The organism is Nonomuraea sp. NPDC047529, assembly GCF_040642995.1.
Lineage (GTDB): Bacteria > Actinomycetota > Actinomycetes > Streptosporangiales > Streptosporangiaceae > Nonomuraea.
In genome coordinates this window covers 179776-197930 of sequence record NZ_JBEYTJ010000003.1, presented here as the reverse complement: position 1 = coordinate 197930, position 18155 = coordinate 179776, and the positions used below count along the sequence as shown (strand labels likewise).

The following is an 18155-nucleotide window of genomic DNA, read 5'->3' as shown; positions in this document are numbered from 1 at the left end:
TCCGGTACGGCCTGCGTGCCCGTTTGGGCGGCAAGCCGTACCAGACCTAGATAAGCTTCACGGCCATGGCCGGTCGTCCTTTGCATGAAGTCGTCGAAGCCGGATGGGCTCAGGCTCTTGAGCCCGTATCCGAGCAGATCTCCTTGATGGGTGAGTTCCTGCGCAACGAGATCACCGAGGGCAGGCAGTACCTGCCCTCGGGTCCCAACGTCCTGCGCGCGTTCAACCAGCCCTTCGACGACGTCAGGGTGCTGATCGTGGGCCAGGACCCCTACCCCACGCCCGGCCACCCCGTCGGGCTGTCGTTCTCGGTGGCGCCCGAGGTACGGCCGATACCCGGGAGCCTGCTCAACATCTACAAGGAGATGGAGTCCGACCTCGGCCTCCCCCGCCCCGCCAACGGCGACCTGACCCCGTGGGCCGAGCAGGGCGTGTTGCTGCTCAACAGGGTTCTGACGGTCATGCCGGGCAAGCCCGCCTCCCACCGCGGCAAGGGCTGGGAGCAGGTCACCGAGCAGGCCATCCGCGCCCTCGTGGCCCGCGACAAGCCGATGGTGGCCATCCTGTGGGGCCGCGACGCCCGCAACCTCGCCCCGATGCTGGGCAGCGTGCCGCGCATCGAGTCGGCGCATCCGTCCCCGTTGTCGGCGCGCAGCGGCTTCTTCGGCTCGCGGCCGTTCAGCCGCGCCAATGAGCTGCTCACCCAGCAAGGCGCCGCACCTGTCGAGTGGAAGCTGCCCTAGCATCGTCGCCATGAGTGATGAACCGAAGTACCTGCGCCTTACGGTCGAACTGACCGTGGAGGTGCTCGACGTGAACGCGCTGCAGGCGGCGGCGCTGGCCGAGATCAGGCACCCCGACGCCGACCTCAGCGACGAGGAGCGCTCCGAGCAGGCCGACCTCGTCAACTCCGACGAGACCGGAGCCTCGGCGCTCCAGTGGCTGATCGAGCCTGACCACGTGCTGCAGCTCGTGGAGCACATCACCGAGATCGAGCCGCGTGAGGCCGTTCTCGGGGTGGAGCCGTCCGAGGGGCCGAGCGAGGACGAGGACGAGGAAGAGCACGACCACGACCACGTGTGACGTGTGACGTGTGACGTACGGCGATCAGCCACGACGCCCCACCCGCGTCGTGGCTCTTCGCCCCGGCTACGATCGGTTCGTCCGGGCTGTTTCCGTCTGCTGAGGGATCTGTCGCCATGATCGTGGCCTTCTCCATCACCCCGCTGGGCGTCGGCGAAGGGGTCGCCGAACCGGTCGCCCGCGCCGTCAGGGTGGTCCGCGAGAGCGGCCTGCCCAATCGCACGGACGCGATGTTCACCACCATCGAGGGCGAGTGGGACGAGGTCATGGACGTCGTCAGGCGCGCGGTCGACGCCGTCTCCGAAGTCGCCCCGCGAGTCAGCCTGGTCCTGAAAGCCGACCTCCGCCCCGGCGTGACGGACGGCATGACCACCAAACTCCAAAGCCTCGAACGCCACCTCCCCTGAGCATCTGACGGCTCCCATGAGCCACGAAGCAGGTCAGAGGGCTACTACAGCAATCGGGGCGTGAACCGGGCACACGAATAGGGTAGAGCCACGTCCCCTGGCACGAACGCCCCCTCCGCCGCCATGCAGGGCCGCATCGCCGTATGGCACGCGCTGGGCGAGGCCGTCCAGCCGTGCATAACGCGCGCCTTTCAGGACGGTTCAGAAAGCCGTCTCCGCCAGCCTGAGCCGCGGGGCAGGCGGCCGCGCGCCGGCACGCGGCTCGGTTCCCCGTGCGGCGTTCTCGCGGCCAGAAGCTTGATGCCGACTACTCCTGCATGTGAAGGAAGGCGGTTCGGCCCGTGGCCGGCCCGGCGGCGCCGGTGGAGAGGTCCGACGAATGCGGGGATTCGCGATATGTCTTGACCGTCTCCGTAGACGCGACATATCGTGTTGCGTGATCGACAAACGCGATACTACTCGTGCCCGGAGGTGGAGGCAATGAGACAAGAGCGAGTGCCCGTGCTGGTGGTCGGCGGCGGGTACGCGGGCCTGAGCGCTGCCGCGTTGCTGGCGTGGCGCGAAGTGCCCGTCATGCTGGTCGAACGGCACCCGAGCACGTCGATCCAGCCCAAGGCGTTCGGCATGGGGCCGCGAGCGGTCGAGCTGCTGCGCCCGCTGCCGGGCATCGAGCAGACGTTCGCCGACATCTGGACCGGCATCGGCGACTCCATGCGCATCGCGATCGCCAAGACCCTCGCCGACCCCGAGCCCCACATGATCTTCGAGGAATCGGACGAGTCCAACGCCCTCGCCGGCCTCACCCCCGTGCCCCGCGTGGGCGCCCCCCAGTCGGAGGTCGAGCGGGTGCTCCGCGCCTACGCCGACGAGCTCGGAGCGGACCTGCGCTTCTCCACCGAGCTGATCTCCCTCGACCAGGACGACGACGGCGTCACCGCCGTGATCCGCGCCGCCGACGGGGTCGAGAGCGTCGTACGGGCCGACTACGTGGTGGCGGCCGACGGCCACCGGAGCCCGTTGCGCGAGCGACTGGCCGTGCCCACCTCCGGCAAGGGCGACCTCGTGCAGATGCGCTCGATCATGTTCGACGCCGACCTGACCGGCCTGGTGAACGAGCGCGAGGTCATCGTCTGGTACCTCCACAACGACGCGTTCACCGGCGTGATCGTGACCGGCACGGGCGTGGGCGCGCACGTGCTCGGCGTCAACCAGCCCCCGTCCGAGGAGGGCCGGGTCGACGACCTCACCGAGGAACGCTGCATCGAGCTCATCCGCGTCGGCACCGGCATCCCGGACCTGGACGTGCAGGTGCTCGACACGGCGACGTTCAGCCTGGCGCACGTCGTGGCCGACACCTTCCGCGCCGGACGCGTCTTCTTCGCCGGCGACGCCGCCCACACCATGCCGCCCACCGGCGGCCAGGGCGGCAGCACCGCCCTCCAGGACGGCTGCGACATCGCCTGGCGCCTCTGGCTGGTGCTCAGCGGGCAGGCCGGCCCCGGCTTCCTGGACACCTACGACGCCGAACGCCGCCCGATCGGCGCCCTGACCGCCGACGCCCAGCTCGCCAACCTCGGCGTACGGATGCCCGTGGACGAGCGCTCCGACTACCCCGAGCCCCTGGAGGACTTCCTGCAGGCGATGCTCGGCTACCGGTACCACTCCACCGCCGTCCTGGAGGAGCCCGGCGACGACGGCTCGCTCCTGGAGGACCCGCGCAACCCCGACGGCCGCCCCGGCAGCCGCGCCCCGCACGTCGTGCTCGACTGGGAGGGGCAGCGCATCTCGACCATCGACCTGTTCGGCTCGGGCTTCGTGCTGCTGGCCGACAAGAGCGGCGGCCAGGTCTGGATGGACGCCGGCCGCCTGGTCAAGGAGCGTCTGGGCGTGCAGCTCACCCGCATCCTGGTGGACGACGAGCTGGTGGACGTGGAAGGCCGCTGGCGGGAGCGGTACGGCGTGCGGGAAGGCGGCGCGGTGCTGGTACGGCCCGACGGGTACGTGGCCTGGCGAGCCCCTCGCCCGACCTCGGACCCCATGTCCACCCTCGACCAGGCCCTCACCCAGATCCTCCACCGCTAGACCGCCGCTGGACCACCTGCCTCTCCTGGGGGTCTGGCCGTCTCGCGGGGGCGGGGGTCAGGCGGCGAGAGCCGGGCGTGCGGCAGGGCCGAGGCTGGTCAGGTCGGCACTCCGGGTGGTGCAGAGCCAGTCGTTGAGCGAGCCGGTGAAGCCGGAAGGCGGCCCGACCTTGAGGCAGGTGAGCCGGCCCGAGCCGGGATCGGGACCGACCTTCAGACGGCGGACACCGCCCGCCTTGCCCGGCTCGCCGAGGTCCGCCTCGCACGGGGTCAGCCGGACGCCGAACGGCGGGCCGCCCCGGAAGGCGCCGGACGGCTGGATCCGCAGGAGGTCGTCGATCTCGTGGCAGGTGGCCAGCGGGTGCGCCTTCAGGTGGGCGAGCTGGTCGGTGACCAGGCGGTGGGCCACCGAACGCAGAAGGCCGGTCGCGCACAGGCTGTGGGCGCAGGCGGCGCCGTCGAGCGTGATCTCCGGCAGCGCGAAGCGGCTCAGGCCGCGCGAGGTGACGCGCAGGCAGTCGCAGGCCGCCGTGTCGGACGGGTCCCACGGCGGGCAGGTGGCGTCGTCGTGGATCCGCACGTCCCAGGTGAGCCAGTCGTCGCCGAGGCGGAAGTCGCGCGGCTCGCCCGGACACCTCGGGCAGGCGGGCACGGCCGAGGCGGTCAGCGGGTCGATCAGCAGGCCGCCGCCCTGGAGGGCGAGGGCACGGGCGACGGCCCTGGCGGTCTGGACGTTGCCCGGCAGGCGGTGCGGCGGCGCCGCGGTGGACACCAGGACGTGCTGCCCGGCCCGGCGCAGGCGCCGGCGTTCGTCGCCCACGAGGGCGAGCCCGGCCGGTCCCCAGGGGGCCGGTTCGAGGGAGACCGTCAGGCCCGGCGGGGTGTCGAGCGCGTCACGGGCCGCCTTCCGGTACGGCCCGGGGACCCGCCAGGGCACGAAGGTGCCGACGTCGAACGGCAGATGCTCCACGGCTACGACGAACAGGGAGGTCAGCGTGGCGGGGAGCGGCAGAACGATCTTCATGAGGTGCCTCGCCTTCGGAACGTGGTGAGGCACCCAGAATCCGGAACCCGACCGCCCCCGATGCCGCCGAACCCCGTTCTGGGGACAACTCCGCCGCCCCGCCCCCACCCTGTGGACGACTTAGGGGACGGTACGGGAGATGGCGAGGGTCTGGCCGGGAAGGCGCAGGCCGTCGGGCCCGGCGGAGACCGGGTCGTCGGAGGCGAGCAGGACGACCGCGCCCGCCGGAGGCAACGTCAGCGTCTCGGGGGAGAGGTTGACGCTGACGCACACCGTCCCGCGCCACATGACCAGCCACTTCCCGTCCGGGTCCGCCTCCACCCGCACCCGCTCCAGCCTCGGGTCCGACAGCTCCGGCAGCGCCTTGCGGAGGGCGATCAGGTCCCGGTACCAGCACAGCAGGGACCAGTTCTCCTCCTCCTTCAGTTCGCCCCAGTCCAGCTTGGACCGCAGGAACGCCTCCTCGTCGGACGGGTCGGGCGCGTCCCAGGCGTACCCGAAGCCGTCGAACTCGCGCTCGCGCCGCGCCCCCTCGCTCTCCCGCAGCTCGGGCTCCACGTGGTCGGAGAAGAACAGGAACGGCGTGCGAGCACCCCACTCCTCCCCCATGAACAACATCGGCGTGAACGGCGAGGTCAGCAGCAGCCCCGCCCCCAGCCTGAGCGCCGACACGGGCAGCCGGTCGCCGCCGGGCCGGTTGCCGATCTGGTCGTGGTTCTGCAGGCAGGCGACCAGCCGGTGACCGGGCACGCCGGCGAAGGACTGGCCGTGGGCCCGGTCGCGGAAGCTGGAGTAGCCGCCGTCGTGCAGCACCCCTTGGGTCAGCACCCTGGCCAGCGCCGACGGGTCGGCGAAGTCCTCGTAGTAGCCGTGGCTCTCGCCGCTCACGGCGGTGTGCAGGGCGTGGTGGACGTCGTCGTTCCACTGCGCGGTCATCCCCAGGCCGCCGGCCTCCAGCGGACGGACCATGCGCGGGTCGTTGAGGTCGGACTCGGCGATCAGCGACAGCGGCCGGCCGAGCGAGCAGGCCAGCGCGTCGACCTCCTCCGACAGCTCGGCCAGCAGGTGACGGGCGCGTTTGTCGTGCAGCGCGTGGACGGCGTCCAGGCGCAGGCCGTCGACGTGGTAGTCGCGCAACCACTGGACGGCGTTGCCGATGAAGTACCGGCGCACCTCGTCGGACCCGGGCCCGTCCAGATTGACGGCTTCACCCCAATAACTACCAGCAAAGCCGGAAAAGTACGGACCAAAGGGGTGTAGGAAGTTTCCCGACGGCCCCAGATGGTTGTAGACCACGTCCAGGATGACGCCGATCCCGGCCCGGTGGCACGCGTCCACGAACGACTTCAGCCCGTCGGGGCCGCCGTACGTCTCGTTGACCGCGTAGAGGTCGACCCCGTCGTACCCCCAGTTGCGCCTGCCGGGGACGGGCGCGACCGGCATGATCTCCACGAAGTCCACGCAGAGCTCGACCAGGTGCTCCAGCCGCTCGACCGCCGCGGCGAACGTGCCCTCGCCGGTGAACGTGCCGACGTGCAGCTCGTAGATCACCGAACCGCGCAGGTCGCGGCCCTTCCAGTCGTGGTCGGACCAGGTGAAGCGGGCGTGCTCGTAGACCGCGCTCGGCCCGAACACCCCCTCCGGCTGCCGCCGGGACCTCGGGTCCGGGTAGGGCCCGCCGCCGTCGAGGACGAAGGCGTACCTGGTGCCGTGTCCGGCCTCGGCGACCTCGGCCCACCACCAGCCTCTCTCCCTGGGGGACATCGGCCGGCGTCCGTCCAGAACGTCGACCTCGACAGCCGTGGCCCTCGGTGCCCAGACCTCAAAGATCATGTCGCTCCAGTAGTGAGACGGGGTACTGATCGAGCAGCCGGGCCAGCGGAACCGTCCCCGAATGCGGCTCGCCGGTGAGCAGGTCGCGCCAGGATCCGCCGGGCAGGGTCAAGGTGGTGTCGCCCCACACCGAGTGGCCGGCGACCGCGGACCGGCGCGCGAGGCGTACCGGCAGCCTGGTGGCGACCGCCACCGCCCGCGGGCCTTCGCCCCTGGCGAAGGCGATCGCGTGCTCGGCCGCCTCCCCCTCGGCCCGCAGCGGCAGGTACGGCGCCGCGCCCCCGAGCCGCCTGCGCAGCCGCAACGCCTGCGTCGTGACCAGCAGCTTGGCCGCGTCCCAGGAGGTCTCGGGCTTGCGCGGGTACGTCACGGGCCGCCGGTTGTCCGGATCGACCAGCGAGAAGTCGGTGGTCTCGTTGCCCTGGTACACGTCGGGCACCCCGGGCATCATGAGCTGAACCAGCTTGGCCCCGAGCGAGTTCGACATCGCGAACGGCTCGATGCGCTCGGTGAACTCCTCCACCGGCAACCGCACGGCGGCCTGCGCGAACTCCCGCAGCCGCCGCTCGTAGCCGGCGTCCGGACGCACCCACGAGATCGCGGTCTTGGCCTCGCGAGCCGCCTTGAGCAGGTATTCGGCGAAGCGTTCTGCGGAGATCGGCCAGGCCGCCATGAGGTTCTGCCAGGCCAGGTAGTCGAGGTGGGGGTCGAAGGAGAGCTCGCTCGACCATTCGCCCACCACGGACGCCCACTCCCTGGGCATCTCCGACAACACCGACAGCCGGGCGCGCACGTCCTCCGACCGCTTGGTGTCGTGCGTGGACAGGGTCGTCATCGTGTACGGGGACATCTCCCCGCAGAAGTCATGGAACTCCTCCACCGAGACGCCGAACGCGTCGGGCTCGCCGCCCACCTCGTTGAGGCAGGACAGCGGATACCACCGGTACAGCGCGGTGTCCTCCACGCCCTTGGCCATGACCGGCCCGCACGTCTGCTGGAAACGGACGATCGCCTCCGCCGACCCGTACAGGACCTCCTGGACGAGCGGCCGCACGGCGGGCGAGCACTCGGCGGCGGCCAGCTCGACGATCTCGACCGACTCGGGCGGCGGCTCCTCCCCCGGCACCAGGTAGGCGCGGTAGAGCGGCATCGCGGCCAGCAGCTCCGACACGGCGGCGGGGTCGCAGCCGGTGACCCTGGCCAGCCGGTCGATCTCCGCGCCGAAGAACAGGTCGAGCACCTCGCGCTTGGCCGCGACCATGACCGGACGGTACTCCTCCGGCTGCCCGGTCAGCTCGCCGAACAGCCGGACCAGCGGTTCCTTGCCCGAAGGGTCCACGAACAGGCCGTTGACCCGGTTGAGCACCTCGTAGCCGGTCGAGCCGTCGCAGGCCCAGTCGGGCTGCAGCCGCTCTGGGCCGATGAGGATCTTCTCCACGACCGTCCAGGGGGCGCCGATCCGCTCGCGCAGCCGGTCGAGGTAGCCCCGGGGGTCGGCCAGGCCGTCGGGGTGATCGATGCGCAACCCGTCGACCAGGCCCTCGTCGAACAGCCAGAAGATCACCTCGTGCGTGGCGGACAGCACCGACGGGTCCTCCACGCGCAGCCCGATCAGCGACGACACGTCGAAGAAGCGCCGGTAGCCGGGGCCCTCGCGCCAGTCGACCAGCCGGTAGTGGCCGGGGTGGGGGAAGGCGTGCTCGTGGTAGCGCAGGACGTCGCCGTCCACCACGGGCTCGGTGTCGTCGCCGAGCACCGGCAGCGCCACCTTCCCGTCCACCCACTCGATGTCGAACCAGTTCGCGTACGGCGAGGCGGGCCCGTCCTTGAGCACCGACCAGAACTGGGCGTTCATCGTGTTCATGTGGTTGGGCACGATGTCGATGACGATGCCCAGGTCCTGGGCGGCCAGTTGCCGGGCCATCTCGCGGAAGCCGGTGGCCCCGCCGAACTCCTCCCTGATCCTGGAGTGGTCGACGACGTCGTAGCCGTGCCGCGACTCGGGCGTGGCCTGGAGGATCGGCGACAGGTAGACGTGGCTGACGCCGAGGTCGCGCAGGTAACCGGCGATCTCGGCGACCTGCGCGAAACCGAAGTCGGGGGTGAGCTGCACCCGGTACGTCGAGACCGGCCTAGACACGGCGCAGCACCCGAACGCTGCGTCCGGGGACCTCGATCGCCTCGCCCGCGCGCACCATCCGCACGTCGAGCCTGATGGGCATCGCGGTGTCGATCTCGGTGTGCCACATCTCGCCGTAGTCCTCGGGGATCGTGAACTTGATCGTGTCGTGGTGGGCGTTGAACAGCACCAGGAAGGAGTCGTCCCTGATCGGCCGGCCGCGCCGGTCGGGCTCGGTGATGGCGTCGCCGTTGAGGAAGACGGCCAGCGACTTGGCGTAGCCGACGTTCCAATCGCTGTCGGTCATCTCCTCCCCGGAGGGGGTGAGCCAGGCGATGTCGCTCAGCCCGCGTACCGGCTTGCCGTAGAAGAACCTCCTGCGCCGGAAGACCGGATGTTTCTTGCGCAGCGCCGCCAGCTCCTGGGTGAACTCCAGCAGCAGCCAGTTCTCCCTGATGTCGGACCAGTCGACCCAGGTCAGCTCGTTGTCCTGGCAGTAGCCGTTGTTGTTGCCCTTCTGGGTGCGGCCCAGCTCGTCGCCGTGCGAGAGCATCGGCACGCCCTGCGACAGGAACAGCGTGGTGAGGAAGTTGCGCTTCTGCTGCTCGCGCAGCGACTCGATGGCCAGGCTCGCCGGGCCCTCCTCGCCGCAGTTCCACGACCTGTTGTCGTCGGTGCCGTCGCGGTTGCCCTCCTTGTTCGCCTCGTTGTGCTTGTTGTTGTACGCCACGAGGTCCTGGAGGGTGAAGCCGTCGTGGCAGGTCACGAAGTTGATCGAGGCGGCCGGGCGGCGGCTGTCGTCCTTGTACAGGTCGCTCGACCCGGTGAAGCGGGAGCCGAACTCCGGCAGCGTGGCGGCCTGCCCGCGCCACAGGTCGCGGATCGTGTCGCGGTAGCGGCCGTTCCACTCGGTCCAGCGCGAGGGGAAGTTGCCGACCTGGTAGCCGCCGGGGCCGACGTCCCAGGGCTCGGCGATGAGCTTGACCTGCGACAGCACCGGGTCCTGCTGCACCAGGTCGAAGAAGGCGCTCAGCCGGTCGACCTCGTGCAGCTCGCGGGCGAGGGTGGAGGCGAGGTCGAAGCGGAACCCGTCGACGTGCATCTCGATGACCCAGTAGCGGAGCGAGTCCATGATCATCTGAAGGACGTGCGGGGAGCGCATGAGCAGGCTGTTGCCCGTGCCCGTGGTGTCGACGTAGTAGCGCTTGTCGTTCTCGACCAGGCGGTAGTAGTTGCTGTTGTCGATGCCCCGGAACCCCAGCGTCGGCCCCAGGTGGTTGCCCTCGGCGGTGTGGTTGTAGACGACGTCGAGGATGACCTCGATGCCCGCCTCGTGCAGGCTGCGCACCATCGCCTTGAACTCCAGCACCTGCCCGCCGCGCTGCCCGGTGCTAGAGTAGCGGTTGTGCGGGGCGAAGAAGCCGATGGAGTTGTAGCCCCAGTAGTTGGACAGGCCGCGCTGCTCCAGGATGTGGTCGGTGACGAACTGGTGCACCGGCATCAGCTCCAGCGCCGTCACGCCCAGCTTGGTGAGGTGGTCGAGGATCTCGGGGTGGCCGAGCGCCGCGTACGTGCCGCGCAGGTGCTTGGGGATCTTGGGATGGCTTATCGTCAGCCCGCGCACGTGCGCCTCGTAGATCACCGTGTCGTGGTACGGCGTCGCCGGCGGCCGGTCGTGCCCCCACCCGAAGAACGGGTTGATCACGATGGACCGCGGCACGTACGGGGACGAGTCGGCGTCGTTGCGCGTGTCCGGCTGGCCGAACCGGTAGCCGTAGACCGCCTCGTGCCAGTCGACGCCGCCCTCGATCGCCATCGCGTACGGGTCGAGCAGCAGCTTGCTGGGGTTGCAGCGCAGCCCCCGCGCCGGCTCGTACGGCCCGTGCACCCGGTAGCCGTAGCGCTGGCCGGGGCCGATGCCCGGCAGGTAGCCGTGCCAGATGAACCCGTCGACCTCCGCGAGCGGCACCCGCGACTCGACGTTGTCCTCGTCGAACAGGCACAGCTCCACCGCCTGGGCCACCTCGGTGTAGAGCGAGAAGTTCGTGCCCGCGCCGTCGTACGTCGCCCCCAGAGGGTAGGGGTCTCCAGGCCAGATCTCGATCATCGAGGCTCCCTTGCGGTCTCTCCCCATGTTCCGTTCCCCTGCTCCGACGGACAAGGCCACCCTGTTCCTTCCCACCCGTCCGTCCGAGATACTCGGAAATGTGAGTGGGCCGCCTCCGACAGCGCGGTGTCGACGGCGGCCCACGTATTCGGCCCGGTGGGGGGTGTGGCGGGGTTCACGGATCCGGTGCGCGGCCCCTGCGCACCGGATCCGCACCCGCGATCGGGTGACGCGACACTGCGTCCCCGATCCCCCTCGGCAGGACGGGCGCAGCGGCCGGCCCTGCCCGTCGGAGACAGACAATCATGGAGAACCGATCCTCACGCTCTGGCAGGAGCGAAAGATCGGGGAACCGGGCCGACGAGACGACATCGGCCCAGCCTTATGTGACGGACGGCCTCTGGTGAGCCTTCACGTCAGGGAATGAACGCGGCATTTCGATCTCTGGCGGTTTCGAGTGGATCAGCCCTGGGCATCCCCCTCTCTTACGGCTTGGTTGACTTTTACCCTCCAACGCCAGAAACCCACCTCGATTTGGCACTTGCCATAGGAACGTGCCGGTGACGATTACCTACCGCTCACGACTTCGAAAGAATGCAGCGGGGGTACGCTCCAGAGCAGCAGGCCGCGACGGTCGAAGGAGCGTGGCGATGTCCGTCCCCAATCCGACGCTCCGGCAACGACAGCTCGCCATGCGGCTGCGCGAACTGCGCCACGAGGCGGGCCTGAGCATCGCCGAGGTCGCCGAACACCTGCTCTGCTCTCCGGCCAAGATCAGCCGCATCGAGACGGCCCAGCGCAGGGTGAGCCTGCGCGACGTCCGCGACCTGTGCAGGCTCTACGGCGTCCAGGACTCCTCGGAGCTGATGACCCTGGCCAAGGACGCCCGGCAGAAACACTGGTGGCAGGACTACGACAACCGCAGCTTCCGGCCCATGATCGGGCTGGAGGCCGACAGCGTGGCCATCACCGAATACGAGATCACCACGATCCCCGGGCTGCTCCAGACGGAGGACTACGCCCGAGCCGTCATCCGGGGCTGCCTGCCGCGCATCGACAACGACATCCTCCAGGACCGGGTGCTGGCCCGCCTGAAGCGCCAGGAGCTGCTGACCGGCAGGGAGCCGCCCGACTACTGGGTCCTGCTCGACGAGTCGGCGCTGCACCGCCACGTCGGAGGCCGGCAGACCATGCTGGAGCAGCTGCGCCACCTCCTCACCGTCACGGAGCTGCCGCAGGTCACCATCCAGGTGATCCCTTTCACGGTGGGCGCGCACATGGGGTTCGACAGCACGTTCCGGCTGCTGGAGTTCGACAAGAGGTCGGGCATCGCCGACACCGTCTTCGTCGAGCATCAGATGGGCCTGTTCTACCTCGAAGGCGACAAGGTCGAGCCGTTCAGGGAGACGATCAACCATCTCCGCGCCGAGGCCCTGAACCCGCAGGAGTCGAAGAAACAGCTGGCCGAAATGGCACGCAAATTCGCCTAGTTGCCGCGCTCTCCGGGCGACCTCCGGCAATCGCCTTTGGCAATTGCCGTTCGAGCGCTTTGCTCGGCACTCCATAAACCCGAAATATCCTATATATCGCCCACCTGATGACACAGACACCCGGCCAAAAACCCATCGGCCAGAAAGGCGTCGAACGTCGGCGCGAGGGCTGCGGCGATCCGGATCCCGCCCTTGGCGTCCGGCAGCCGAATGGCCGACGGCCGGGTTTCCCGGCGCCCTTCCCGTCCGGGAAAAGAGGCGACCCCGTCCCGCGGTAATTCCGGCGAAATTCAGGCGCGCCGGAGAGCGTGTCCCTGCGCATCGCCGGAGAAGGAGAACCGGGCACCGGCGGCGCCGCCCGTCCCCGGCCCCCGGCTCCGCGGTTTCCCGGTGGGCGCGCCGCGGGAGAACCGTCCCGCGCCCGGCGAGATGCCCAGTCCGGCAGGCTCCCGGGTGTAGGGTCGTGGCCTCGGGTGAAACGGTCCACCAAGACCGTCAGCGCCGAGCTCACATCGCCTGTGCACGCCGGTCCGCCCGGCGCCGCCGATGGCCCGTAGGGAGCGACAATGTCGAACGAACAAGACCTTGGTGCATTTCCTCGCTGGCGCGCCTCGTCGCGCTGCAACAATGGCGACTGCGTAGAGGTCGCCTATTTCTCGCGTGATTCCATCGGCATCCGCGACAACAAGAATCCGAACAGTCCCGTTCTCACCTTCGACGCCACCGAATGGAATGCGTTCATCGGGAAGATCCGGGAGGCCGGCTGAGCCGACCGGCCGGCCATGTGAGGCGGACATCCCACGGGTGTCCGCCTTTTTTCATGTCCAGGATGATCCGGGGGGCGCGACGGCGGCCCGAGTGGCATCCGGCGATCGGGGTAATATCACATCGGCGCAATACCTCTACAGCCGACCTCCAGGAGGTAGTGCATGAAACGCCCACCTGCCCTTGACCAGGTTGCGTGGCATCGCTGCAACAACGGCGAATGCGTCGAAGTCACCATGCTCTCCGACCGGGTCTGGGTGCGGGGAAGTCAGGACGCCAGCGGTGCCGTCCTGTCGTTCACCATCGACGAGTGGAACGCGTTCCTCGACGGCGTGCGACGCGGCCTCTTCGATCTCGAACGGCTCGCGCCCCAGCTCTGACCGGCCACGACGTTCTCGATCGGGCTCTGTCGGGGGCCATCGGGGTTTCAGGCCGCGGCCCCCGGCAATATGCCGACTCCATGGGCGGTTTCAAGAAGTTCTTACTCCGTGGCAACATCGTCGAGCTGGCCGTCGCCGTGATCGTCGGGGCGACCTTCAGCGGGCTCGTCCAGGCGCTGGTCACCGACCTCGTCACCCCGCTCATCGGCGCGGTGACCGGCGGCCGGCAGCCGAACTTCGCCGAGTACTCCTTCACGATCAACGGCAGCCGGTTCAAGTACGGCGACTTCCTCAACCACCTGGTGACCTTCATGGTCATCGCGGCGGTCGTCTACTGGCTGGTCGTGGCCCCCATGACGCGGCTGATCCACCTGTTCGACCGGGACCAGGCCGCGACGACCCAGCAGTGCCCCGAATGCCTGTCCGACATCCCGTCCGAGGCCAGGCGGTGCGCCCATTGCACGGCCGAGCTGGTGCCCGAGTCCGAGAAACCGCGCTGAACCGTACATCACGGACTCTTGACCCCAGTGGTGCGCCAGCATGGTGGACGTTCGGCAAGATGGACCGATGAGCGTTGAGTTGATGGTCTGGGACGAGCCCGTGCCGATCAGCAGGGATCAGGCCCGGGCCACGTATCTGGCGGTGAAGCGGAGCGACCCCGTCGAGGGGGACGTGCCCGACGTCGCCAAGGAGCTGCCCGGGGAGGTCACCCTGTACCCCGGGCACGTCCTAGTGACGATGGACCTGGACACGATGGACGAGACCTCGGCCCAGGTGTTCACCACCGCCCGCGCGCACGGCATGGTCTGCTACGACCCCCAGCGCGACCTGGTGCACAACGTGGCCCCGCTCGGCGTGTACGAGGGCATGCAGCTCCACACCGGCGACGGGATGGTCGTCCACGACCCCGACCTCGGCCTGGTCCACGACGTCCTGGCCACCCTGTCGCCGCAGAACCCGTTCGTGGCCCTGGTGAACTTCGGCCACCACTTCCTCCAGGTCTCCCCCGGCTACGAGCTGGAGTACAAGGAGGGCACGATGGTCCGGGCGGTCGTGCCCGAGCTGGAGGAGGTGCGGCAGGCGTTCACCGAGTACGCCACCGGCGAGCGCGGGTTCCTGACCCGCCGCACCTGGGCTCAGGCGTAGACCTGGGCGAACAGCTCCGGATCGACGTTCCCCCCGGACAGCACGGCCACCGTGCGCCCGGCGGGGACGCGGCCCGACAGCAGGGCGGCCGTGGTCGCCGCGCCGCTGGGCTCGGCCACCAGCCGGGCCGTGCGCGCGATGTGCCGCACCGCCGCCCGCAGCTCCTCCTCCGACACCGTGACGATGCCTTCGAGGTGCTCGCGCAGGTGGACGAAGGTGAGCTCGGACACCTTGTTCACCCGCAGCCCGTCGGCGATGGTCCGGAACGTGCGGGTGGTCTCCCAGGCCACCACGTGCCCGGCCGCCAGGCTCTCGGCGGCGTCGGCGGCCAGTTCGGGCTCCACGCCGTACACGCGGACGTCGGGCCGCAGCGCCTTGACCGCCGCCGCGACGCCCGCGGCCAGCCCGCCGCCGCTGATCGGCACGAGCACCACCTCGACGTCCGGCAGGTCCTCGACGATCTCCAGGCCGATCGTGCCCTGCCCGGCGATGATCGCGCGGTGGTCGTAGGGCGGCACCAGCGTCAGGCCGCGCTCGCCCGCCAGCCGCTCGGCCGTCACCTCGCGCTGGTCGGGAGGCACTACCACCAGCTCGGCGCCCCACCCCTCGATCGCCGCCGCCTTGACCGCGGGCGTGCCCTCGGGCACGACGACCACGCACGGCACGCCGAACTCGGCCGCCGCGAACGCCAGCGCCTGGCCGTGGTTGCCGGAGGAGTGCGTGACGACTCCGGAGGGACGCAGGGCGGCCAGCGCGTTGTAGGCGCCGCGGATCTTGAACGAGCCGACCGGTTGCAGGCTCTCGGGCTTCAGCCACGCCTCGCCCATCGGCAGGAGCGGGGTGCGCACCGCGATCCCCTTGATGCGCCCGGCCGCCGTGCGGATGTCGTCGATCGTCACCAGGTCCATGTGATGACTTTAGGCTTCAGAACGGCACAATTCGACGAGTGCCTGGTCCATGGCAGGATCGCAAGACATGAGAACTCTGTACCCGCCCATCGAACCCTACGAGTCCGGCCTGCTCGACGTGGGCGACGGCAACCAGATCTACTGGGAGGTCTGCGGCAATCCCGACGGGAAGCCGGCCGTCATGCTGCACGGCGGGCCGGGCGCCGGGTGCAGCGCCGATCACCGCCGGCAGTGGAACCCCGAGCTGTACCGGATCGTCCTGTTCGACCAGCGCAACTGCGGTCGCAGCCTGCCGCACGCCAGCGAGCCGGGCACGTCGCTGGCCGCCAACACCACCTGGAACCTGGTGGCCGACATGGAACGCCTGCGCGAGCACCTGGGCATCGAGCGGTGGCAGGTGTTCGGCGGCTCGTGGGGCAGCGCGCTGTCGCTGGCCTACGCCCAGACGCACCCCGACCGTACGACCGAGCTGGTGCTGCGCGGGATCTTCACGCTGCGCCCGCACGAGCTGCGCTGGTTCTACCAGGAGGGCGCGAGCTACCTGTTCCCCGACCTGTGGGAGTCGTACGTGGCGCCGATCCCCGCCGAGGAGCGCGACGACCTCATGGCCGCCTACCGCGCCCGGCTCGAAGGCGACGACGAGGCGGTCCGGCTCGCGGCGGCCAAGGCGTGGTCCCAGTGGGAGGGCGCCACGATCACGCTGCTGCCCGACCCGAGCCTGGTGGCGGAGTTCGGCGAGGACAAGATGGCGGTGTCGTTCGCCAGGATCGAGAACCACTACTTCCACCACGGCGGCTGGTTCGGGCCCGAGCAGCTCATCAGGGACGTCGACCGCGTCCGGCACATCCCCGCCGTGATCATCCAGGGCCGCTACGACGCCTGCACGCCCATGGCCACCGCCTGGGACCTGCACAAGGCGTGGCCCGAGGCCGACTTCCAGGTCGTGCACGACGCCGGGCACGCGGCGAGCGAGCCCGGCATCGTCGACCGGCTCATCGCGGCGACAGACGGCTTCGCGCGAGCCTGACCGCGGGCGTGACCGCGCCGACCAGCAGCAGCGCGAACAGCGGCGCGAGCACAAGGCCGAGGAGGAAGCCGCCGGCCACGTCGTGCGGGTAGTGCACGCCGACGAACACCCGGGTGAAGCCCATCAGGGCGGCCAGCGGCAGCACCACCCAGGCCAGGGCGCGCCAGACCAGGATGAGCGTGCCCGCCGCCCCGGCCGCGATCACGGTGTGGTTGCTGGGGAAGGACCAGTCCGTCGAGGGCGGGCAGGCCGCGATCGTGGCGATCCCGCCACGGCACGGCCGGTCCTCCCGGACCAGCAGCTTCACGCCCTCGCTCACGATGTACGCGCCCACCACCCCGGCCGGCCCGGCGATGGCGAGCGCGAGGTCGCGGGCGGGGGCCTGGCGCGCCCGCCACCAGCACACGAGGAACAGCGCCGCGAAGACGAACAGGCCGGCGTCCGTGCCGAACTCGGCGAGGGCGTGCAACCACCCGGGCGTGGTCAGGGCGAAGTCGACGATGTCGCGGTACACAGGTGTCCAATCCGTGAACGGGTAGTGGACACGACCTTATGAACTTTGATCGTCAAATGCTTCGACCGAAAGGGTGATTCCGGGTTTTACGCAAGATACTGGCGTACGAGCAGGCTGCGCTTCTGCTCCAGCTCGCCTTCGGTGATGAGCCCGCGGTCGAACGCCTCGGAGGTGGCGTCCCGCTCGGCCACGAAGCAGGCGGCCATGATCTCGCTGCGCAAGGGGGTGAAACCGCGCTCCACGCAGTCGGAGAAGACGGTGACCTTCTGCTCGACGACGCCGGCGGGGACGGTGCACGTCAGGTCGTGCTCTCTGAGTTGCTGAACCGCTTCACGAAGGGTGACGGGGCCGAGTGACCCGTTGAAACGGGTGTCAAGGGTGATCTTCACTGTTTTTACGCCTCCAATCGTTTCAAACGCATCGAGAGAGACCGCGTATTCCCAGGTCAGAGCGGGTAAGAGGGCAAACGTGATCGGAGAGCACGTGATCGTCGGCTACAGCAACGACCCCGGTGGGCGCGATGCGCTCGCGCTCGGGGCCGCCATCACCCGGCTCACCGGGGGCGAGCTCACGGTGGCGTCGATCTATCCCCCGGGCAGCCCGGGGCTGGCCGTGGAGGCCCAGGCCAACCTGGCGCACGCGGGCGAGGAGCTGGGCGTCGTCCCGGCCGAGTACATGGCGTTCGAGAGCCGGGGCCCCGGGCGCGGGCTGTCGGTGCTGGCCAGCAGGATCAGGGCCGACCTGATCGTGGTCGGCTCGGCGAGCGGCGGCCAGTACGGCCGCATCGCCGTCGGCAGCACCGCCGACCACCTGCTGCACCTGTCGCCGGAGGCGGTGATGCTGGCGCCCTCGGGCTACGTGCCGCCCGACGAGCCCGCCCGGCTCACCCTCGCCTACGTCCACCGGCCGCAGTGCGACGCGGCGGTCGAGCGGGTGGCGCAGGCCGCGCTGCGGCTCGACGTGCCCCTCCGGCTGATCACCCTCGACCTGCGCACCGAGGACCAGGGCAAGCTGCGCGACGACCTCGCCCTGGCCGTACGGCTGGCCTGGGAGAGCACCGGCATCGAGGCCGAGTCGGAGGTGGCCGAGGGCCACGACGTGCAGGCCGCGCTGAAGGACGTCGAGTGGCAGCCCGGCGAGCTGCTGGTGTGCGCCGCGGGCGAGGACGCCCAGCCCCACCGGGTGTTCCTGGGCGAGCTGGCGATGAAGGTGCTCAGGTCGTCGTCCTGCCCGGTCACCGTGCTGCCGAGGGGTTTCTCCTAAGCTTCTGG

General features: G+C 69.9%; 18 protein-coding genes. 11 read left to right on the top strand and 7 right to left on the bottom strand.

Annotated features, from left to right (window positions below; translation table 11 throughout):
* Window positions 1–65: 65 nt before the first annotated feature.
* From ABZ815_RS07420 to ABZ815_RS07405, 4 genes are all read left to right on the top strand, one after another.
* On the top strand, window positions 66–743 hold the full coding sequence (locus tag ABZ815_RS07420) for a uracil-DNA glycosylase (protein ID WP_357695025.1): 678 nt from the start codon (window positions 66–68) through the stop codon (window positions 741–743).
* A 10-nt stretch (window positions 744–753) separates the two neighbouring features.
* A complete protein-coding gene (locus ABZ815_RS07415; protein WP_357695023.1) occupies window positions 754–1083 on the top strand; it encodes a hypothetical protein in 330 nt (109 codons plus the stop codon).
* Window positions 1084–1199: 116 nt separating this feature from the next.
* Window positions 1200–1490, top strand: coding sequence for an MTH1187 family thiamine-binding protein (locus ABZ815_RS07410; RefSeq protein WP_357695021.1), 291 nt, complete (start codon window positions 1200–1202; stop codon window positions 1488–1490).
* A 480-nt stretch (window positions 1491–1970) separates the two neighbouring features.
* A complete protein-coding gene (locus ABZ815_RS07405; RefSeq protein WP_357695019.1) occupies window positions 1971–3572 on the top strand; it encodes an FAD-dependent monooxygenase in 1602 nt (533 codons plus the stop codon).
* A gap of 57 nt (window positions 3573–3629) precedes the next feature.
* Here ABZ815_RS07405 and ABZ815_RS07400 read toward each other — a convergent pair whose 3' ends face one another.
* From ABZ815_RS07400 to glgX, 4 genes are all read right to left on the bottom strand, one after another.
* Window positions 3630–4595, bottom strand: a complete 966-nt coding sequence (locus tag ABZ815_RS07400; RefSeq protein WP_357695017.1) for a hypothetical protein — start codon at window positions 4593–4595, stop codon at window positions 3630–3632.
* Between the two features lie 120 nt (window positions 4596–4715).
* Window positions 4716–6428: a malto-oligosyltrehalose trehalohydrolase gene (gene treZ / locus ABZ815_RS07395; protein ID WP_357695015.1), complete on the bottom strand. Its 1713-nt coding sequence runs from the start codon at window positions 6426–6428 to the stop codon at window positions 4716–4718.
* Window positions 6418–8568 (bottom strand): malto-oligosyltrehalose synthase, encoded by a 2151-nt coding sequence (gene treY / locus ABZ815_RS07390; RefSeq protein ID WP_357695013.1) that lies wholly within the window; start codon window positions 8566–8568, stop codon window positions 6418–6420. The genes treZ and treY overlap by 11 nt, the downstream gene beginning before the upstream one ends.
* Window positions 8561–10654, bottom strand: coding sequence for a glycogen debranching protein GlgX (glgX, locus tag ABZ815_RS07385; RefSeq protein WP_357695011.1), 2094 nt, complete (start codon window positions 10652–10654; stop codon window positions 8561–8563). Before glgX ends, treY begins: the two co-directional genes overlap by 8 nt.
* A 650-nt stretch (window positions 10655–11304) precedes the next feature.
* Between glgX and ABZ815_RS07380 the strand changes: the two genes are divergently transcribed.
* The 5 genes from ABZ815_RS07380 to ABZ815_RS07360 all read left to right on the top strand — a co-directional run bounded on the left by ABZ815_RS07380 (window position 11305) and on the right by ABZ815_RS07360 (window position 14435).
* Window positions 11305–12144 carry a helix-turn-helix transcriptional regulator gene (locus ABZ815_RS07380; RefSeq protein WP_357695009.1) on the top strand — a complete coding sequence of 280 codons (840 nt, stop codon included), beginning with the start codon at window positions 11305–11307 and terminating at the stop codon, window positions 12142–12144.
* Between the two features lie 566 nt (window positions 12145–12710).
* Window positions 12711–12911 (top strand): DUF397 domain-containing protein, encoded by a 201-nt coding sequence (locus tag ABZ815_RS07375; RefSeq protein ID WP_357695007.1) that lies wholly within the window; start codon window positions 12711–12713, stop codon window positions 12909–12911.
* A gap of 162 nt (window positions 12912–13073) precedes the next feature.
* Window positions 13074–13289, top strand: coding sequence for a DUF397 domain-containing protein (locus ABZ815_RS07370; RefSeq protein ID WP_357695005.1), 216 nt, complete (start codon window positions 13074–13076; stop codon window positions 13287–13289).
* Between the two features lie 80 nt (window positions 13290–13369).
* Entirely contained in the window at window positions 13370–13789 is a 420-nt protein-coding gene (mscL, locus tag ABZ815_RS07365) for a large conductance mechanosensitive channel protein MscL (protein ID WP_357695003.1), read from the top strand.
* Window positions 13790–13856: 67 nt separating this feature from the next.
* A complete protein-coding gene (locus ABZ815_RS07360; protein ID WP_357695001.1) occupies window positions 13857–14435 on the top strand; it encodes a hypothetical protein in 579 nt (192 codons plus the stop codon).
* Here ABZ815_RS07360 and ABZ815_RS07355 read toward each other — a convergent pair.
* Complete coding sequence (locus tag ABZ815_RS07355) at window positions 14426–15343, bottom strand: threonine/serine dehydratase (RefSeq protein ID WP_357694999.1); 918 nt, start codon at window positions 15341–15343, stop codon at window positions 14426–14428. The two genes, ABZ815_RS07360 and ABZ815_RS07355, sit on opposite strands and share 10 nt — an antisense overlap.
* A 67-nt stretch (window positions 15344–15410) precedes the next feature.
* On the opposite strand from ABZ815_RS07355, the gene pip reads away from it, so the two are divergent.
* Window positions 15411–16370 (top strand): prolyl aminopeptidase, encoded by a 960-nt coding sequence (pip, locus tag ABZ815_RS07350; RefSeq protein ID WP_357694997.1) that lies wholly within the window; start codon window positions 15411–15413, stop codon window positions 16368–16370.
* On the opposite strand, the gene ABZ815_RS07345 is transcribed toward pip, so the two are convergent.
* Both ABZ815_RS07345 and ABZ815_RS07340 read right to left on the bottom strand, forming a co-directional pair.
* Window positions 16336–16884 carry a phosphatase PAP2 family protein gene (locus ABZ815_RS07345; protein ID WP_357694995.1) on the bottom strand — a complete coding sequence of 183 codons (549 nt, stop codon included), beginning with the start codon at window positions 16882–16884 and terminating at the stop codon, window positions 16336–16338. The two genes, pip and ABZ815_RS07345, sit on opposite strands and share 35 nt — an antisense overlap.
* 86 nt (window positions 16885–16970) lie before the next feature.
* Entirely contained in the window at window positions 16971–17273 is a 303-nt protein-coding gene (locus ABZ815_RS07340) for a hypothetical protein (protein ID WP_357694993.1), read from the bottom strand.
* Between the two features lie 79 nt (window positions 17274–17352).
* Between ABZ815_RS07340 and ABZ815_RS07335 the strand changes: the two genes are divergently transcribed.
* A complete protein-coding gene (locus ABZ815_RS07335; protein ID WP_357694991.1) occupies window positions 17353–18147 on the top strand; it encodes a universal stress protein in 795 nt (264 codons plus the stop codon).
* Window positions 18148–18155: the final 8 nt, after the last annotated feature.

Bases quoted from the DNA above. Each gene is read 5' to 3' on its own strand.
- ABZ815_RS07355 (WP_357694999.1), bottom strand. From the start codon at position 15,343: ATGGACCTGGTGACGATCGACGACATCCGCACGGCGGCCGGGCGCATC.
- ABZ815_RS07375 (WP_357695007.1), top strand. From the start codon at position 12,711: ATGTCGAACGAACAAGACCTTGGTGCATTTCCTCGCTGGCGCGCCTCG.
- ABZ815_RS07420 (WP_357695025.1), top strand. From the start codon at position 66: ATGGCCGGTCGTCCTTTGCATGAAGTCGTCGAAGCCGGATGGGCTCAG.
- ABZ815_RS07410 (WP_357695021.1), top strand. From the start codon at position 1,200: ATGATCGTGGCCTTCTCCATCACCCCGCTGGGCGTCGGCGAAGGGGTC.
- ABZ815_RS07400 (WP_357695017.1), bottom strand. From the start codon at position 4,595: ATGAAGATCGTTCTGCCGCTCCCCGCCACGCTGACCTCCCTGTTCGTC.
- ABZ815_RS07415 (WP_357695023.1), top strand. From the start codon at position 754: ATGAGTGATGAACCGAAGTACCTGCGCCTTACGGTCGAACTGACCGTG.
- mscL (WP_357695003.1), top strand. From the start codon at position 13,370: ATGGGCGGTTTCAAGAAGTTCTTACTCCGTGGCAACATCGTCGAGCTG.
- ABZ815_RS07370 (WP_357695005.1), top strand. From the start codon at position 13,074: ATGAAACGCCCACCTGCCCTTGACCAGGTTGCGTGGCATCGCTGCAAC.
- ABZ815_RS07405 (WP_357695019.1), top strand. From the start codon at position 1,971: ATGAGACAAGAGCGAGTGCCCGTGCTGGTGGTCGGCGGCGGGTACGCG.
- treZ (WP_357695015.1), bottom strand. From the start codon at position 6,428: ATGATCTTTGAGGTCTGGGCACCGAGGGCCACGGCTGTCGAGGTCGAC.
- pip (WP_357694997.1), top strand. From the start codon at position 15,411: ATGAGAACTCTGTACCCGCCCATCGAACCCTACGAGTCCGGCCTGCTC.
- ABZ815_RS07380 (WP_357695009.1), top strand. From the start codon at position 11,305: ATGTCCGTCCCCAATCCGACGCTCCGGCAACGACAGCTCGCCATGCGG.
- glgX (WP_357695011.1), bottom strand. From the start codon at position 10,654: ATGATCGAGATCTGGCCTGGAGACCCCTACCCTCTGGGGGCGACGTAC.
- ABZ815_RS07360 (WP_357695001.1), top strand. From the start codon at position 13,857: ATGAGCGTTGAGTTGATGGTCTGGGACGAGCCCGTGCCGATCAGCAGG.